This window comes from Pseudomonas sp. Con_6 (assembly GCF_059379395.1).
Window position 1 is genome coordinate 295692 of sequence record NZ_CM182011.1, and the last position, 13659, is coordinate 309350.

At 64.6% G+C, this 13659-nt stretch carries 15 protein-coding genes; 10 read left to right on the forward strand and 5 right to left on the reverse strand.

Annotated features, from left to right (window positions below; genetic code table 11):
* Positions 1-7 precede the first annotated feature (7 nt).
* Positions 8-145: an LPS translocon maturation chaperone LptM gene (gene lptM / locus AC5QPF_RS01325; RefSeq protein ID WP_458979916.1), complete on the reverse strand. Its 138-nt coding sequence runs from the start codon at positions 143-145 to the stop codon at positions 8-10.
* A 187-nt stretch (positions 146-332) separates the two neighbouring features.
* Between lptM and cyaY the strand changes: the two genes are divergently transcribed.
* The 3 genes from cyaY to rnk all read left to right on the forward strand — a co-directional run bounded on the left by cyaY (position 333) and on the right by rnk (position 1520).
* Positions 333-665 (forward strand): iron donor protein CyaY, encoded by a 333-nt coding sequence (gene cyaY / locus AC5QPF_RS01330; protein ID WP_494961679.1) that lies wholly within the window; start codon positions 333-335, stop codon positions 663-665.
* Position 666: 1 nt separating this feature from the next.
* On the forward strand, positions 667-885 hold the full coding sequence (locus AC5QPF_RS01335) for a DUF1289 domain-containing protein (RefSeq protein WP_494961680.1): 219 nt from the start codon (positions 667-669) through the stop codon (positions 883-885).
* A 224-nt stretch (positions 886-1109) separates the two neighbouring features.
* A complete protein-coding gene (gene rnk, locus AC5QPF_RS01340; protein ID WP_330073743.1) occupies positions 1110-1520 on the forward strand; it encodes a nucleoside diphosphate kinase regulator in 411 nt (136 codons plus the stop codon).
* Here rnk and AC5QPF_RS01345 read toward each other — a convergent pair whose 3' ends face one another.
* From AC5QPF_RS01345 to AC5QPF_RS01355, 3 genes are all read right to left on the reverse strand, one after another.
* Positions 1521-4376: a class I adenylate cyclase domain-containing protein gene (locus AC5QPF_RS01345; RefSeq protein ID WP_494961681.1), complete on the reverse strand. Its 2856-nt coding sequence runs from the start codon at positions 4374-4376 to the stop codon at positions 1521-1523.
* A 177-nt stretch (positions 4377-4553) separates the two neighbouring features.
* Complete coding sequence (locus tag AC5QPF_RS01350; RefSeq protein WP_494961682.1) at positions 4554-4799, reverse strand: TIGR02647 family protein; 246 nt, start codon at positions 4797-4799, stop codon at positions 4554-4556.
* 87 nt (positions 4800-4886) lie between these two features.
* Positions 4887-5171 (reverse strand): hypothetical protein, encoded by a 285-nt coding sequence (locus AC5QPF_RS01355; RefSeq protein ID WP_494961683.1) that lies wholly within the window; start codon positions 5169-5171, stop codon positions 4887-4889.
* A gap of 147 nt (positions 5172-5318) precedes the next feature.
* Between AC5QPF_RS01355 and AC5QPF_RS01360 the strand changes: the two genes are divergently transcribed.
* Positions 5319-5987: a glutathione S-transferase N-terminal domain-containing protein gene (locus AC5QPF_RS01360; RefSeq protein ID WP_494961684.1), complete on the forward strand. Its 669-nt coding sequence runs from the start codon at positions 5319-5321 to the stop codon at positions 5985-5987.
* 100 nt (positions 5988-6087) lie between these two features.
* Here AC5QPF_RS01360 and argH read toward each other — a convergent pair whose 3' ends face one another.
* Positions 6088-7482 (reverse strand): argininosuccinate lyase, encoded by a 1395-nt coding sequence (gene argH / locus AC5QPF_RS01365; protein WP_489079164.1) that lies wholly within the window; start codon positions 7480-7482, stop codon positions 6088-6090.
* 301 nt (positions 7483-7783) lie between these two features.
* On the opposite strand from argH, the gene AC5QPF_RS01370 reads away from it, so the two are divergent.
* The 6 genes from AC5QPF_RS01370 to AC5QPF_RS01395 all read left to right on the forward strand — a co-directional run bounded on the left by AC5QPF_RS01370 (position 7784) and on the right by AC5QPF_RS01395 (position 13494).
* Positions 7784-8530, forward strand: a complete 747-nt coding sequence (locus tag AC5QPF_RS01370; protein WP_494961685.1) for a response regulator — start codon at positions 7784-7786, stop codon at positions 8528-8530.
* A gap of 128 nt (positions 8531-8658) precedes the next feature.
* Positions 8659-9600, forward strand: a complete 942-nt coding sequence (hemC, locus tag AC5QPF_RS01375) for a hydroxymethylbilane synthase (protein ID WP_494961686.1) — start codon at positions 8659-8661, stop codon at positions 9598-9600.
* The gene (locus AC5QPF_RS01380; protein WP_494961687.1) at positions 9597-10364 is read left to right on the forward strand and encodes a uroporphyrinogen-III synthase; all 768 of its coding nucleotides are present in this window, start codon (positions 9597-9599) and stop codon (positions 10362-10364) included. The genes hemC and AC5QPF_RS01380 overlap by 4 nt, the downstream gene beginning before the upstream one ends.
* Before the next feature lie 44 nt (positions 10365-10408).
* A complete protein-coding gene (locus AC5QPF_RS01385; protein ID WP_494961688.1) occupies positions 10409-11539 on the forward strand; it encodes a uroporphyrinogen-III C-methyltransferase in 1131 nt (376 codons plus the stop codon).
* On the forward strand, positions 11536-12774 hold the full coding sequence (locus AC5QPF_RS01390) for a heme biosynthesis HemY N-terminal domain-containing protein (RefSeq protein WP_494961689.1): 1239 nt from the start codon (positions 11536-11538) through the stop codon (positions 12772-12774). The genes AC5QPF_RS01385 and AC5QPF_RS01390 overlap by 4 nt, the downstream gene beginning before the upstream one ends.
* Positions 12775-12972: 198 nt before the next feature.
* Positions 12973-13494, forward strand: coding sequence for a disulfide bond formation protein B (locus tag AC5QPF_RS01395; protein WP_494961690.1), 522 nt, complete (start codon positions 12973-12975; stop codon positions 13492-13494).
* Positions 13495-13659: the final 165 nt, after the last annotated feature.

The window sequence follows — 13659 nt, forward strand, 5'->3', positions numbered from 1 at the left end:
GGGTCCCTTACTGGTGCTGGTGCGATTGCGACTTCTTGCCGTCCTTGCTGTCATCAGGCAGGTACAGTGGGCCCTTCTGGCCGCAGGCGGAGACGAGGCAGGCAATCGCGACGAGCGCCGCGAGGGAGGAAATCAGGCGCTTCATTGGCGAAATCCTTTGATTCAAAGCAGTATTGCGCCGGAGTATACCGAGCCCCCGGCGGCTTGCCTATGTAGCCGGCCAGCCGTCGGGCGGCGTGCCCGGGGCGTGGCGTTTGTCTTTGCATTCGCGGCGCGGCGCTCGTATCTTGCCCGGCTTGCGTGTTGAGCAGACATTTTTCGAGGTTCCTGCAATGAGTTTGAGCGAAGCGCGTTTTCACGATCTGGTAGACGCGACCCAACAGGCACTGGAAGACCTGTTCGATGAGAGCGACATGGACCTGGACATGGAAAACTCGGCCGGCGTGCTGACCGTCAAGTTCGACAACGGCGCCCAACTGATCTTCAGCCGCCAGGAGCCGCTGCGTCAGCTGTGGCTGGCCGACCGCTCCGGTGGTTTCCACTTCGACTACGACGAAGAAAGCGGTAAGTGGGTCTGCGAGAAGACCGAGGAGCTGCTGGGCGAGATGCTGGAGCGCATCGTCTGGGAGCGTGCTGGCGAAAAACTCGATTTCGAAGAGATCTGAGATGAGCGAGGTTCGACCGGCCAAGCCGCTGTACAGCAATGTCAGCCCGGCGGTGAAGTCGCCGTGCATCAGCACCTGTCGCCTGGATGAGGCGCGGGTATGCATCGGCTGTTTCCGCCATGTGGAGCATATTCGCGAGTGGCGCTCGGCGGATGACCAGCGGCGGCGGGAGATTTGCGCCGAGGCCAGTGTGCGGCGGCTGGCTGCGACGGGCTCCTGACTCTTCAGGGCCTTCGCTGGCCTCATCGCTGGCAAGCCAGCTTCCCACAGTGTCCGCGGCGCCGCTGAACCTTGTGGGAGCTGGCTTGCCAGCGATGAGGCCTTGTGAAATTGCCCGGCTATGGTAGTGTCAGCCTCATATCGGCCAATGCCGAGCTATCGAAAACCCCGCCCTTGGGCGGGGTTTTGCTTTATTCGATCTGCCAAAAGGAGTCTGACTGGATCATGAGCACCTCACCTTCCCTCACCCTCACCCGACTGGACGTGCAGCGTCTCGAGCGCCTGATCGACAGCCTCGATGAAAACACCCCGGGTGTGCTGGCCCTGCAGGGCGAGCTGGACCGTGCCGCACAGGTGGTCGGTCACGAGGAAGTGCCCGCGGGCGTGGTGACCATGAATTCCCGCGTGCACTGCCGCGAGGAGGCCAGCGGCAAGGACTACCACCTGACCCTGGTCTACCCGCAGGACGCCGGCAAGGAAGGCAATGTGTCGATCCTCGCGCCGATCGGCTGTGCCCTGCTTGGCCTATCGGTGGGCGAGCAGATCGACTGGCCGGCCCCGGGCGGCAAGACCCTCAAGCTCAAGCTGCTGGAAGTCGAATACCAGCCGGAAGCGGCAGGCGACTTCGACCTCTGATCACACCGCCGCCAGCGCCTGGTTCAGTACCCGTTCCAGATCCTGCTTGTAGCGCAGATAGAGAAGGGTCGAGTCCTGGCCGTCGGCCAGCAGGTCGGACAGGTCCAGGTCGGTGATGTAGCAGCGGTAGCGCTGGGCATCGCGACGCTGCTCGATGATCTCGCGGGCGACCACGGCATACAGCTGGTCGCCATGGTCCAGCTCGGAAAACTCCTTCTGGTTGCAGTACAGGGTGACGTGCAAGGCATTGTCCCCTGCGGCCTGGATGATTGCCTGGACCTCGTAGTAGGGCAGGTCCAGTGCCAGTTCCGGCGCTTGCCAGGGCTCCACATGGCGGGCCCGCCCGCTCCCCGACGGCAGCAGCCGGTAATACAAAGTGTCCAGCGGATGGGCCTGTTGCTCGTCCATCGGCAGCCGCGCATTGCGGCGGAACACCACGGCCTGCAGGAAACGCTGCAGCGGCAGCAACAGACTGCTCTCGTCGTGGTAGGGCAGGCGCTGCTGCCACAGGGCGTTGTACTCATCCAGCACGTAGACATCCGCCCAGGCATCCTGCACCCGGTAGAACACCTGCACGCACTGCGGCTGGCCCATCGGCAGGACCAGCGCCAGGTCGTGGTCTTCCATCACGTTGGCGTCCAGCTCCAGCGGGCTGTAGGCACTGCGCTCCTCGCCAAGGTAGCCGAGCAGGGCGGCCTGGCTGTCCAGCGACACCAGGTTGACCCCGCTGCGATACAGCTCCAGCACATGGGTGTGCTGCTGCACCTGGATCAGGTAGCGGTGCTCCAGGCGCTGGTCGAACAGGGCCAGGGCGTTGGTGAAGACTTCCTCGACCCGCTGGGCGATGGCCATGGCGCGGTTGTGACAGAAGCTGCGGACCCGCAGTTTCGGCCGGTGCGGGCCGTCCACGGTGCCGTTGTCGAGACTGTTGAGGTAGTCGCGCACGCAGCGCAGTAGCGCGTGCTCGCCCTCGTAGCGCAGCACCTGCACTTCGTTCCAGCTGTTGAGGATGACCTGGTCCAGGGTCAGCACCAGGTTCTCGCGGACCCCGGCGTAGCTCAGCGAATCGGTGCGCTCGGTGGTCATCAGGATGTTCAGGTCGCGATGATGGCGCAGCGGGTCGACGCCGACGTTGACCAGTAACAGCACCTCGTCGGCCACGCTCGGGCGCAGCAGGCATGCGTCGCTGACGGTGCTCAGCGGCAGGGTCACGCTCTGCTGCAGGCTGCCCATCAGGTGGAACAGCTCATACTCGCTGAGGTCGCTGCTGCCCGGGTGCAGGGCCATGCGCGTGGCGCTGTCGATCACGCCGTTACGATGTGCCCAGGCCAGCAGGTCGAGGAGGTCGCGGGTGCGCTTGATCGGGGTGAAGTGCTCCCACTCGTGCGCGCCGAGGTTGCCGTTGTACAGGCCCCAGTGGCTCTGGCCCGGCTCCTTGCGGTCGGGAGAATGAACCAGCGTCAGGGTATCTTCGGCCAGGTCCGGGGCGACGCCCGGGTTGACGAATTCGACCTTGCCGGCGCGCCGCTCGAAGGCGGCGTAGAGGCGGCGGCCGAGGATATTCAGGTCGCGCTGGTCGATCCGCGCGATGGCGCCGAGGTTGCGCGCGAACTGGTCGAGGAAGCGGTAGCTGTGGTTCAGCTCGGCCACCAGCACCCGGCGTTCGGCTGCGACCTGGCGCACCTTCCACTGGCTGCGGCTGTCGAGCAGCGCCAGTTGCCGCTCGTTCCAGCCCCATTCGTGGGTCAAACGCTCCAGCAACTCGCACTGCCAGTTGGGCTTCTGTCGGGCCAGTTGGCTGATCTTGCGGTTGACCTTGAGGTACAGGCTGCGTCGCACCAGCTCCAGACGCTGGGTCTCGTTGCGCCGCTGCAGGTACTGCTCGATACGCCGGTAGACCATCATGTACGGGTCCAGCTCGTCGATATCCAGGACATTGGCGAACACCGCCTGTTTGAAGTGCAGGCTCAGGCAGCGCACGTCCGGGTGCTCGCTGGCGTAGACCTCGGTCAGCAGCAGCTTGAGCACCGACTTGTAGGGCGACTCGATGCCCTTGAACAACTGCCACAACCCGGCACCGACGAACTCGCCAGGCGGGATATGGGCCAGGTGGCCCAGGTCGAGGACTTCGTCGCTGCGCACGAAGCGCTTGGACAGCAGGGTCTCGGTGTAATAGGCGTAATTACCTTCCTCGTATACCGGCACCAGCCACCACAGTGGGGTGCGGCCGGCCAGCCAGATCGCGGTGCGGTAGAACTCGTCCAGCAGCAGGTAATGCTGGGTGGTGCCGCAGTCGTCGGAACTCAGGCGGCTGTCGCGCTCACCGGTAATGAACTGCCGCGGCTCGATCAGGAACAGGTGCGCTTCGGCACCCTGGCTGGCGGCCCAGGCCTCCAGCAACTGGCATTTTCTGCGCAGTTCGGCGATCGCGGTCTCGCCCAGGTCCGGGGCATGGCAGACCCAGATGTCCATGTCGCTCTGTTCCGCCTGGGCCAGCGTGCCCAGGCTACCCATGAGAAACAGGCCGTGGATCGGCAGCAGGCTGTCACCGCGTTTGCTCTTGTAGGAGAACGAGCGGGTCAGACGCTGGGCCTCGGCCAGGGCCAGCGGGCTCGGCTCGTAGGCGGAAACGCCCGCCGGAGTGTTGCCGGAGACATAGCCGGGCAGCAGCGGATGATTGACGTGGAAGAACAGCGGCAGCAGGGTCAGCACTTGCTGTTGGCGGCTGGACAGCCCTTCCATGGCCCGGGCCAGGCGGCCCTGGTTGAGGTCCAGGAAGCGCTTGCGCAACTGGTTGAGGACCTTGCGGTCGATGCCCTGGTCGAGGTCAGGGCGGATTTCGTGAGGAAGATTCATCGCAAGCTTAAGCCAGCCGTCGTGAGGGCACGGGCGAGTTTAGCCGCTGCGAGAGCGAAGCGATAAGGTCTATTTGAAAATTGACGCCATTTTTCCAGCGCCGTTTGTCGGCGCCGCCGAATCTGTCGTGGCAAGCCCGCTGCACGAGGCCCCGGGCTTGCCGCTGCGGTGTGGAAATCAGGCGGTTTCGGAAACGTTGAGGATGGTCAGCAATTGCTGGGTGGCCTGGGCGGCGTCGATGCCAAGACTGGTCAGGTAGCCGCCATCGGGCTGGGTGATCAGCTGTTTTTCATACAGGCGCTTGGCGGCGGCGATGGCCTGGGGCGCGGCGGTGGTGTGGACCTTCAGTCCTTCCTGGGTGCTGTCGAGGTTGAACAGCGCGAGAATTTCCAGTTCGGCAACCAACTCGGGGGTAAACGACATAGGTACTCCGGACTTCAAGAATTTAGGAGGGTGGCACCTCTGCGGGTGCCTGGACTTGCAGTGTAGCCAGCCTCGCCCGTACCTGCGTCAGTCTTTTTCCGGTGGCAGCTCGGGCAGGGCGCGCAACGCGGTTTCGTACCACTCGGTATTGAAGGGGCGGTCGTCGTCGAGCATGGCGTCGATCTCGATCGCCAGCACATGGGCCATCAGGTTGAGGATGTCCTCGCGCTCGTAGCCCACCAGGGTCAGCTTGTTGAACGCCGCCTTGGCCGCCGGCGGTTCGCCGCTTTCGATCTGGTTCTCGATGGCTTGGGTCAGGGTCGATTCGGCGAAGGCTTCTTCTTCGTCGTGGTCGATATCGTGGTCGCTCATGGGCGGGCTCCTCTGGGTGAGGCGGCCAGTGTGCCACGCCCTGCGTGACAATGCCGGGCTATCTGCCGGGTGCATGATGCTGGTCAGTCCAGAGCCTTGCGGCTATAACAACCCGGCCAACCCCTTTCGGCCTGGAGGCTGTTCCACATGCTCAAGCTTCATGGATTCGCGGTCAGCAATTACTACAACATGGTCAAACTGGCGCTGCTGGAAAAAGGCCTGCCGTTCGAAGAAGTGCTGTTTTTCGGCGGTCAGGTCCCGGACTCGCTGAAGATCAGCCCGCGCGGCAAGGTGCCGGTGCTGGAGACCGAGCACGGGTTCCTCAGTGAGACCGCGGTGATCCTCGACTATATCGAGCAGACCCAGGGCGGCAAGCCGCTGCTGCCGGCCGATCCGTTCGCCCGTGCCAAGGTCTGGGAACTGGCCAAGGAAATCGAGTTGTACATCGAGCTGACTGCCCGTGCCCTGTATCCGCAGGCGTTCTTCGGTGCCGAAGTGCCGGAAGACATCAAGGCCAAGGCGTGGACCGAGCTGCAGGCAGGCCTCGCCGCGCTCAAGCGCGCCGGGGCGTTCACGCCTTATGTGGCGGGCGACAGTTTCACCGTGGCGGACATCTATTTCGCCTTCAGCGTCGACCTGGCCCGTGCCGTGGGCAAGAAGGTGCATGGCGTGGATGTGCTGGAAGACTTCCCGCAGGCTCGGGCGCTGCTGGACCTGCTGGCGCAGAATCCGCACATGGCCGGGATCAATGAAGCGAAAGCGGCGCAGTTCCCTACCTTCCTGGAGCAGGTAGTCAAGGCGCGCGGCGGGAAGTAAAGAAGGAGAGGGGGGATGACGCGGTCCCTTTGAAACCGAGGCGGCCTCATCGCTGGCTTGCCAGCGATGAGGCCGCCTCGTTCCCACAGGATTCGCAGCGTTAGCGGCTGGCCAGCAAGGCCTTGCCGCGGGCCACGGCAGCACGAACCTGTGCCGGAGCAGTACCACCGATGTGGTTACGTGCGTTGACCGAACCTTCCAGGGTCAGCACGGCGAATACGTCCTGCTCGATCTGGTCGCTGAACTGGCGCAGCTCGTCCAGACTCATCTCGGCCAGATCCTTGCCGCTTTCCACGCCGTACTTCACCGCGTGACCAACGATCTCGTGGCAGTCACGGAACGGCAGGCCGCGGCGCACCAGGTAGTCGGCCAGGTCGGTGGCGGTGGAGAAGCCACGCAGGGCCGCCTCGCGCATCACCGCGTGACGCGGCTTGATCGCCGGGATCATGTCGGCGAAGGCACGCAGCGAGTCGCGCAGGGTGTCGGCGGCGTCGAACAGCGGCTCCTTGTCTTCCTGATTGTCCTTGTTGTAGGCCAGCGGCTGGCCTTTCATCAGGGTCAGCAGGCCGGTCAGGGCGCCGAACACGCGGCCGGTCTTGCCGCGCACCAGCTCCGGCACGTCCGGGTTCTTCTTCTGCGGCATGATCGAGCTGCCGGTGCAGAAGCGATCAGGCAGGTCGATGAACTGGAACTGCGCGCTGGTCCACAGCACCAGCTCTTCGGAGAAGCGTGACAGGTGCATCATCGCCACGCTGGCGGCAGCACAGAATTCGATGGCGAAGTCGCGGTCGGATACGCCGTCCAGCGAGTTGCCGGCCACTGCTTCGAAGCCCAGCAACTGGCAGGTCAGTTCGCGGTCGATCGGATAGGTGGTGCCAGCCAGCGCGGCGCTGCCCAGGGGCATGCGGTTGGTGCGCTTGCGGCAGTCGACCAGACGCTCGTAGTCGCGGCTGAGCATTTCGAACCAGGCCAGCAGGTGGTGCCCGAAGGTCACTGGCTGGGCAGTCTGCAGGTGGGTGAAGCCGGGCATGACGGTTTCTGCCTCGCGCTCGGCCTGTTCCAGCAGGCCCTGCTGCAGACGGGTGATCTCGCCGAGGATCAGGTCGATCTCGTCACGCAGCCACAGGCGGATGTCGGTGGCCACCTGATCGTTGCGGCTACGGCCTGTGTGCAGTTTCTTGCCGGTGATGCCAATGCGGTCGGTCAGGCGTGCCTCGATGTTCATGTGCACGTCTTCGAGGTCGACGCGCCAGTCGAAATTGCCCGCCTCGATCTCGCCCTGGATGGTCTTCAGACCATCGATGATGCTGTCGCGCTCGGCGTCGGTGAGCACGCCGACCTTCGCCAGCATGGTGGCGTGGGCGATCGAACCCATGATGTCGTGGCGGTACAGGCGCTGGTCGAAGGTGACGGAGGCGGTGAAGCGGGCGACGAAGGCGTCGACGGGCTCACTGAAGCGGCCGCCCCAGGACTGGTTGGTCTTGTCAGTGCTCATGGATTCGCTCGTTGAAGGCGTGAACGGGAAAAGTGTCGCGGATGATAACAGGGTTGCCGCGCCCGTCGGGGCTCGGCGGTCGGCCTGGATGCGGGTTTATGTCGCGGCTACGGGTGATATTCAACGATTGAACGGCAGTGTCGCGGCAACCGTCTACAGTTGGACAGAGGATCGGCGCTGTTTGCAGTCGACCAGTGAATCTTTAGCCATCGTGCGAGTCTCAGCGTGGGTCGCCGTGACGGCCGTCACCGTGATTGTCACGTTAGCCTTGTACGAGACTCACGCAGGAATCCAGCGCAATATGAATGTCCTGATCGTTGATGACGAACCCCAAGCCCGCGATCGCCTGAGCCGCCTGCTCGGCGAACTGGAGGGCTATACCGTGCTGGAGCCCAGCGCCACCAACGGCGAAGAGGCTCTGGCGCTGATCGATTCCCACAAACCCGACGTGGTCCTGCTCGATACCCGCATGCCGGGCATGGACGGCCTCCAGGTTGCTGCCCGGTTGTGCGAGCGCGAAGCCCCGCCGGCGGTGGTGTTTTGCACCACCGATGACGAATTCACCCAGCAAGCCTTCAAGGACAGTGGTCTGGGCCACGTGCTCAAGCCGGTGCAGGGCGAGGAACTGCACAACGCCCTGCGCAAGGCCGAGCGCCCCAATCGTGCGCAACTGGCGGCTCTGACCCGTCCGGCTGCAGAAGGTGGCGGTGGCCCGCGCAGCCATATCAGTGCACGGACCCGAAAGGGCATCGAGCTGGTGCCCCTGGACCGGGTCATCTACTTCATTGCCGACCACAAGTACGTGACCCTGCGTCACGAAGAGGGCGAAGTGCTGCTGGACGAGCCGCTCAAGGCCCTGGAAGACGAATTCGGCGAGCGCTTCGTGCGCATCCACCGCAATGCCCTGGTGGCCCGTGATCGGATCGAGCGCCTGCAGCGCACACCCCTCGGGCACTTCCAACTGTTTCTCAAGGGTTTGAATGGCGATGCCCTGATCGTCAGCCGGCGACACGTGGCCGGTGTCAGGAAAATGATGCAGCAGCTTTAGGGCGGGGATGGACGGGATCGCGACCAGGGATGGTCATTTTCCTGCCGACTTCTTTGCTGACATGGATCTGCAAGAGGCTTTGACGGAGCTGTTATCATCCGGCGAATCTTTCTGGTACGGATCGTTCCATGTCCACTCGCGAAATCCGCATTGCCACCCGCAAAAGCGCCCTTGCCCTGTGGCAGGCCGAATATGTCAAAGCCCGTCTGGAACACGCCCATCCGGGACTGCTCGTGACCCTGGTGCCGATGGTCAGCCGTGGCGACAAGCTGCTCGACTCGCCGCTATCGAAGATCGGTGGCAAGGGCCTGTTCGTCAAGGAACTGGAAACTGCGCTGCTCGATCAGCAAGCCGATATCGCCGTGCATTCCATGAAAGACGTGCCGATGGACTTCCCCGAAGGCCTGGGCCTGTTCTGCATCTGCGAGCGTGAAGACCCGCGCGATGCCTTCGTTTCCAATACCTTCGCCAGCCTCGACGATCTGCCGGCCGGCAGCATCGTCGGCACCTCCAGCCTGCGCCGCCAGGCCCAACTGCTGGCGCGCCGTCCGGATCTGGAAATCCGCTTCCTGCGCGGCAACGTCAACACCCGCCTGGCCAAGCTGGACGCCGGCGAGTACGACGCGATCATCCTCGCCGCCGCCGGCCTGATCCGCCTCGGTTTCGAAGACCGCATCACCTCCACCATCAGCATCGACGACAGCCTTCCTGCTGGCGGCCAGGGCGCCGTTGGCATCGAGTGCCGCAGTGCCGACAGCGAGATCCACGCGCTGCTGGCGCCGCTGCACCATGTCGACACCGCCGACCGCGTCTACGCCGAACGGGCGCTGAACAAACACCTCAATGGTGGCTGCCAGGTGCCGATCGCCTGCTACGCCGTACTCGAAGGCGACCAGCTTTGGCTGCGCGGGCTGGTAGGCGAGCCGGCTGGCGGCGCGCTGCTCACTGCCGATGCCCGTGCTCCGCGCGGTTCAGCCGAGACGCTGGGCGTGCAAGTGGCTGAAGCGCTGCTGGCCCAAGGCGCCGGCGACATCCTCAAGGCGGTGTATGGCGAGGCCGGTCACCCGTGACCGCCTGGCGGCTGTTGCTGACCAGGCCTGCCGAGGATTGCGCGGCCCTGGCCGCCACCCTCGATGAAGCCGGTGTGCAGGGTAGCTGCATGCCGCTGCTGGAGATCGCACCACTGGCGGTTTCGGAGCAGCAACTGGCGCTGGTACGCACGCTCGACCGCTACTGTGCGGTTATCGTGGTCAGCAAGCCGGCGGCCCGGCTCGGTCTCGACCTGCTGGCCGGGCTCTGGCCGCAACTGCCGGCGCTGGACTGGTTCACGGTCGGAGCGGCCACTGCCGCGGTGCTCGAAGCTGCCGGCCTGACCGTGCACTTTCCCGATAGCGGTGACGACAGCGAAGCGCTGCTGCGTCTGCCCGCACTGCAGGCGGCACTGGCCGGTGCGGCGCCGCGGGTGCTGATCCTGCGTGGCGAGGACGGACGCGAGCTGCTGGCCGGGCAATTGACCGCCAGTGGCGCGCACGTCGACTATCTGCCGCTGTACCGCCGTGGCCTGCCGGACTACCCTGCCGGTGCCCTGCTGCGACGCATCGAAGCGGAACGCCTGAATGGCCTGGTGGTCAGCAGTGGGCAGGGCTTCGAACACTTGCGTGCACTGGCTGCGCAGGATTGGCCGCGCCTGGCGCGGTTGCCCTTGTTCGTACCGAGCCCGCGGGTGGCGGAAATCGCCCGCCAGGCCGGTGCGCAGAATGTGGTGGATTGCCGCGGCGCCAGTGCCGCGGCTTTGCTGGCGGCGCTGCAGGAAACCCCTGCACCCGCTTCCTGAGGCGCTAAGCTGAGGCGACGCGCCTTAAAACAAAGGATGGATACGTGAGCGAAACAGCCTTGCCCAACGAAGATCAGCCAACGCCGTCCGAGGCTTCGACAAACCCCGCGCCCGCCCCGTCCGGGCGCTCCGGCAATGGCTTGGCGCTCCTCGCCCTGCTGCTTGGCGCCGCTGGTGTCGCCGCAGGTGGCTGGGGCCTGTGGCAGGTGCGCCACCTGCAGCAGGTCAATCAGGACCAGGTCGAGCAGGTGCGCCAATTGAACCAGCAGAGCGAAGCCCTGCAGGCTCGCGAACAACAGCTGTCGGCACAACTGGGCAGCCTGCCGCCGGCCAGCGAGCTGGAAGACCGCCGGCGTCTGGTGGCGCAGTTGCAGGGTGACCAGCAACGTCTGAGCCAGCGCCTGGAAACCGTGCTCGGGGCCAGTCGCAAGGACTGGCGTCTGGCCGAGGCAGAACACCTGTTGCGCCTGGCCAGCCTGCGCCTGTCGGCGTTGCAGGACATCGCCAGTGCCCGTGCCCTTGTCGAAGGTGCCGACCAGATCCTGCGCGAACAGAGTGACCCGGCATCCTTCGCCGCTCGCGAACAGTTGGCCCGTAGTCTCGTCGCATTGAACAGCACCCAGCAGCCGGATCGCACCGGCCTGTTCCTGAAACTCGCCGCGCTGCGCGAGCAGGTGGTGGAGCTCAATGTGCTGGCGCCGGAATTCAAGAACGATGGCCAATCCCTGTTCGGCCTGACGGCCGACGGCGATGGCGCGAGTCGCTGGTCGCAGTGGTGGGAGCAGATCTCGCGCTACTTCCGCATCGACTTCGATGCCGACAAGAACATCAAGCCATTGCTGGCCGGCCAGGCCCTGAGCCAGGTGCGCCTGGCTCTCAGCCTGGCGCTGGAGCAGGCGCAGTGGGCGGCGCTGAACGGCGAGGGCAAGGTCTACACCCAGGCTATCGACGAAGCCCGCAGTGTGCTGCTGGGCAACTTCAACAAGGACAACGAGCAGGGCCGGATGATGCTGGATCAGCTCAATGCGCTGGTGAAGGAACCGGTCACCGTGGTCACCCCCGACCTCGCCGAAAGCCTCTCCGCCGTGCAGGCCTACCTCGAGCGCCGGCACCTGCCCGCCGAGGAAGCGGCGCTGCGCCAGCCGGGTGAGAAAGCCCAGGAGGCCACGCCATGAAACGAGCCTACCTCCTGGTGATCGTGGCGATCGTCGTCGCGACCCTGCTGGGGATCGCCGTGGCTCGGCACAGTGGCTACGTGTTGATCGCCTATGACAGTTTCCGCTACGAATCCAGCCTGTGGGCGACCCTGGGCCTGCTGGTCGGTATCGTGCTCGTGTTGTGGTTGCTCAAAGCGCTGATCGGCGCGGTGCTGCACTCCACCGGCGTGGTCAATCCGTGGTCGCGGCGCAATCGTGGCCGGCGCACCCGCCTGGCTATCGAGCAGGGCCAGCTGGACCTGGCCGAAGGTCGCTGGGCCAGTGCCCAGCGCCATCTGCACCGGGCCGCCGAGGCCGAGCGCCAGCCGCTGCTGTACTACCTCGGCGCCGCCCGAGCGGCCAACGAACTGGGCCGCACAGAAGACAGCGACAGCCTGCTGGAGCGCGCACTGGAGCGCCAGCCGCAGGCAGAGCTGGCGATCGCCCTGACCCATGCACAGTTGCAGGTCGACCGCGGTGACACCGATGCCGCCCTGGAAACCCTGCAGGCCATGCACGAGCGCCACCCGCACAATGCCCAGGTGCTGCGTCAGTTGCAGCGCCTGTACCAGCAGCGTGGTGACTGGTCGGCACTGATCCGCCTGATGCCGGAATTGCGCAAGGACAAGGTGCTCTCGGCCAAGGAACTGACCGAGTTGGAGCGTCGTGCCTGGGGCCAGAACCTGTGCCTGGCGGTGCAGCGCGAGGAAGATGGCCAAGCTGCCAGGCAATCGCTGGAGCGCGCCTGGCAGCAATTGACCAATGCGCAACGCCAGGAGCCGCAACTGGTCCTGGCCTATGCCGAGCAACTGCGCCAGCTCGGTGTGGAAAGCGAGGCGGAGGAAATCCTGCGCACTGCACTCAAGCGCGAATATGAGACTCACCTCGCACGCCTCTACGGACTGGTGCGTGGCAGCGACCCCGCCAAGCAGTTGCAGACCGCCGAGGGCTGGCTCAAGGCTCACCCGGATGACCCGGGCCTGCTGCTGACCTTGGGTCGCCTGAGTCTGCAGAACCGCCTGTGGGGCAAGGCCCGCGATTACCTCGAAAGCAGCCTGCGCCTGCAACGCAACCCGGAAGCCTGTGCCGAACTGGCGCGCCTGCTGGCCGGATTGGGCGAGAACGAGCGCAGCAACGCGTTGTTCCAGGAAGGCCTCGGCCTGCTTGACGAGCGTCTGCTGGCGCTACCGTTGCCGGACCCGGTGCGGGCCTGACATGGGTACCACGGGCCGACCCCAAGCGGCGGCCCGTGAAGGTCGGTAAATTGTCCTTCGGTGGATTGGGGAAATTTCCTACTAATTTCGGCGAAATTTCCAATAAAAATCAGAGACTTGTCCCGTTAGTTGCTTCTTGAAACAACGAGGCTCTTTCCTCTAACGTTGCCAAATGTCTTTTCCTGCCTTGGTCTTGCCATGCCGTTGGCCTGTCTGCGTACCTTTTTCTTCCCGGCTTTCCTGTTCTCCCTGTTGGCCCTGTGCGGCGCGCTGTATCTCGAATTCGGCCTGGGCCTGGATGCCTGCCCGCTGTGTCAGGGCCAGCGCCTGCTGCTGGCGGCGTTCTCACTGACCTGCCTCGGCGCCTTGCTCCATCGGCCCGGGCGCATCGGCGAGCGTTTCTACCTATGGGCTGGCCTGGTGCTGGCTCTCGGCGGCAGCGCGCTGGCCGCGCGGCATGTCTGGTTACAGGGCCTGTATATGGCTGCGGAACGGTCATGCGAACAGTCCATGACCTACCTGCTCGAGCATGGCTCCCTTGTCGAATGGCTGCACGGTCTGCTGCTGGGCTCACCCGAGTGTGCACCGATCAACTGGAGCTTTCTCGACCTCAGCGGGCCGGAATGGAGCTTGCTGGCTTTCCTCGGGCTGACGGTGCTGGTGCTGCTGCGCCTGATCGGCAGGCGGCGGTTGAACCCGGGCGAATCCCTGGAGTCATGAAAGGGTGTCCGTCAGCGTTTGAAACGACCGGCGGCGATGGGTCGCAGGATCAAACACTTGTATGAAACTAGTCGCCTGCGTACCTTGAAGCCTAGGGCGTGCGGGAATAATCTCCCCTCCACGCATTATCGAAAACACTGCTGCTCAATGCCGTTCTGCCGTAAT

What these genes read in the sequence shown, in the direction of transcription:
- lptM (WP_458979916.1), bottom strand. Translation starts at nt 145, where the DNA reads ATGAAGCGCCTGATTTCCTCCCTCGCGGCGCTCGTCGCGATTGCCTGC.
- AC5QPF_RS01335 (WP_494961680.1), top strand. Translation starts at nt 667, where the DNA reads ATGAGCGAGGTTCGACCGGCCAAGCCGCTGTACAGCAATGTCAGCCCG.
- hemC (WP_494961686.1), top strand. Translation starts at nt 8,659, where the DNA reads ATGTCCACTCGCGAAATCCGCATTGCCACCCGCAAAAGCGCCCTTGCC.
- AC5QPF_RS01350 (WP_494961682.1), bottom strand. Translation starts at nt 4,799, where the DNA reads ATGTCGTTTACCCCCGAGTTGGTTGCCGAACTGGAAATTCTCGCGCTG.
- cyaY (WP_494961679.1), top strand. Translation starts at nt 333, where the DNA reads ATGAGTTTGAGCGAAGCGCGTTTTCACGATCTGGTAGACGCGACCCAA.
- AC5QPF_RS01360 (WP_494961684.1), top strand. Translation starts at nt 5,319, where the DNA reads ATGCTCAAGCTTCATGGATTCGCGGTCAGCAATTACTACAACATGGTC.
- AC5QPF_RS01395 (WP_494961690.1), top strand. Translation starts at nt 12,973, where the DNA reads ATGCCGTTGGCCTGTCTGCGTACCTTTTTCTTCCCGGCTTTCCTGTTC.
- AC5QPF_RS01370 (WP_494961685.1), top strand. Translation starts at nt 7,784, where the DNA reads ATGAATGTCCTGATCGTTGATGACGAACCCCAAGCCCGCGATCGCCTG.
- AC5QPF_RS01355 (WP_494961683.1), bottom strand. Translation starts at nt 5,171, where the DNA reads ATGAGCGACCACGATATCGACCACGACGAAGAAGAAGCCTTCGCCGAA.
- rnk (WP_330073743.1), top strand. Translation starts at nt 1,110, where the DNA reads ATGAGCACCTCACCTTCCCTCACCCTCACCCGACTGGACGTGCAGCGT.
- AC5QPF_RS01390 (WP_494961689.1), top strand. Translation starts at nt 11,536, where the DNA reads ATGAAACGAGCCTACCTCCTGGTGATCGTGGCGATCGTCGTCGCGACC.
- argH (WP_489079164.1), bottom strand. Translation starts at nt 7,482, where the DNA reads ATGAGCACTGACAAGACCAACCAGTCCTGGGGCGGCCGCTTCAGTGAG.
- AC5QPF_RS01345 (WP_494961681.1), bottom strand. Translation starts at nt 4,376, where the DNA reads ATGAATCTTCCTCACGAAATCCGCCCTGACCTCGACCAGGGCATCGAC.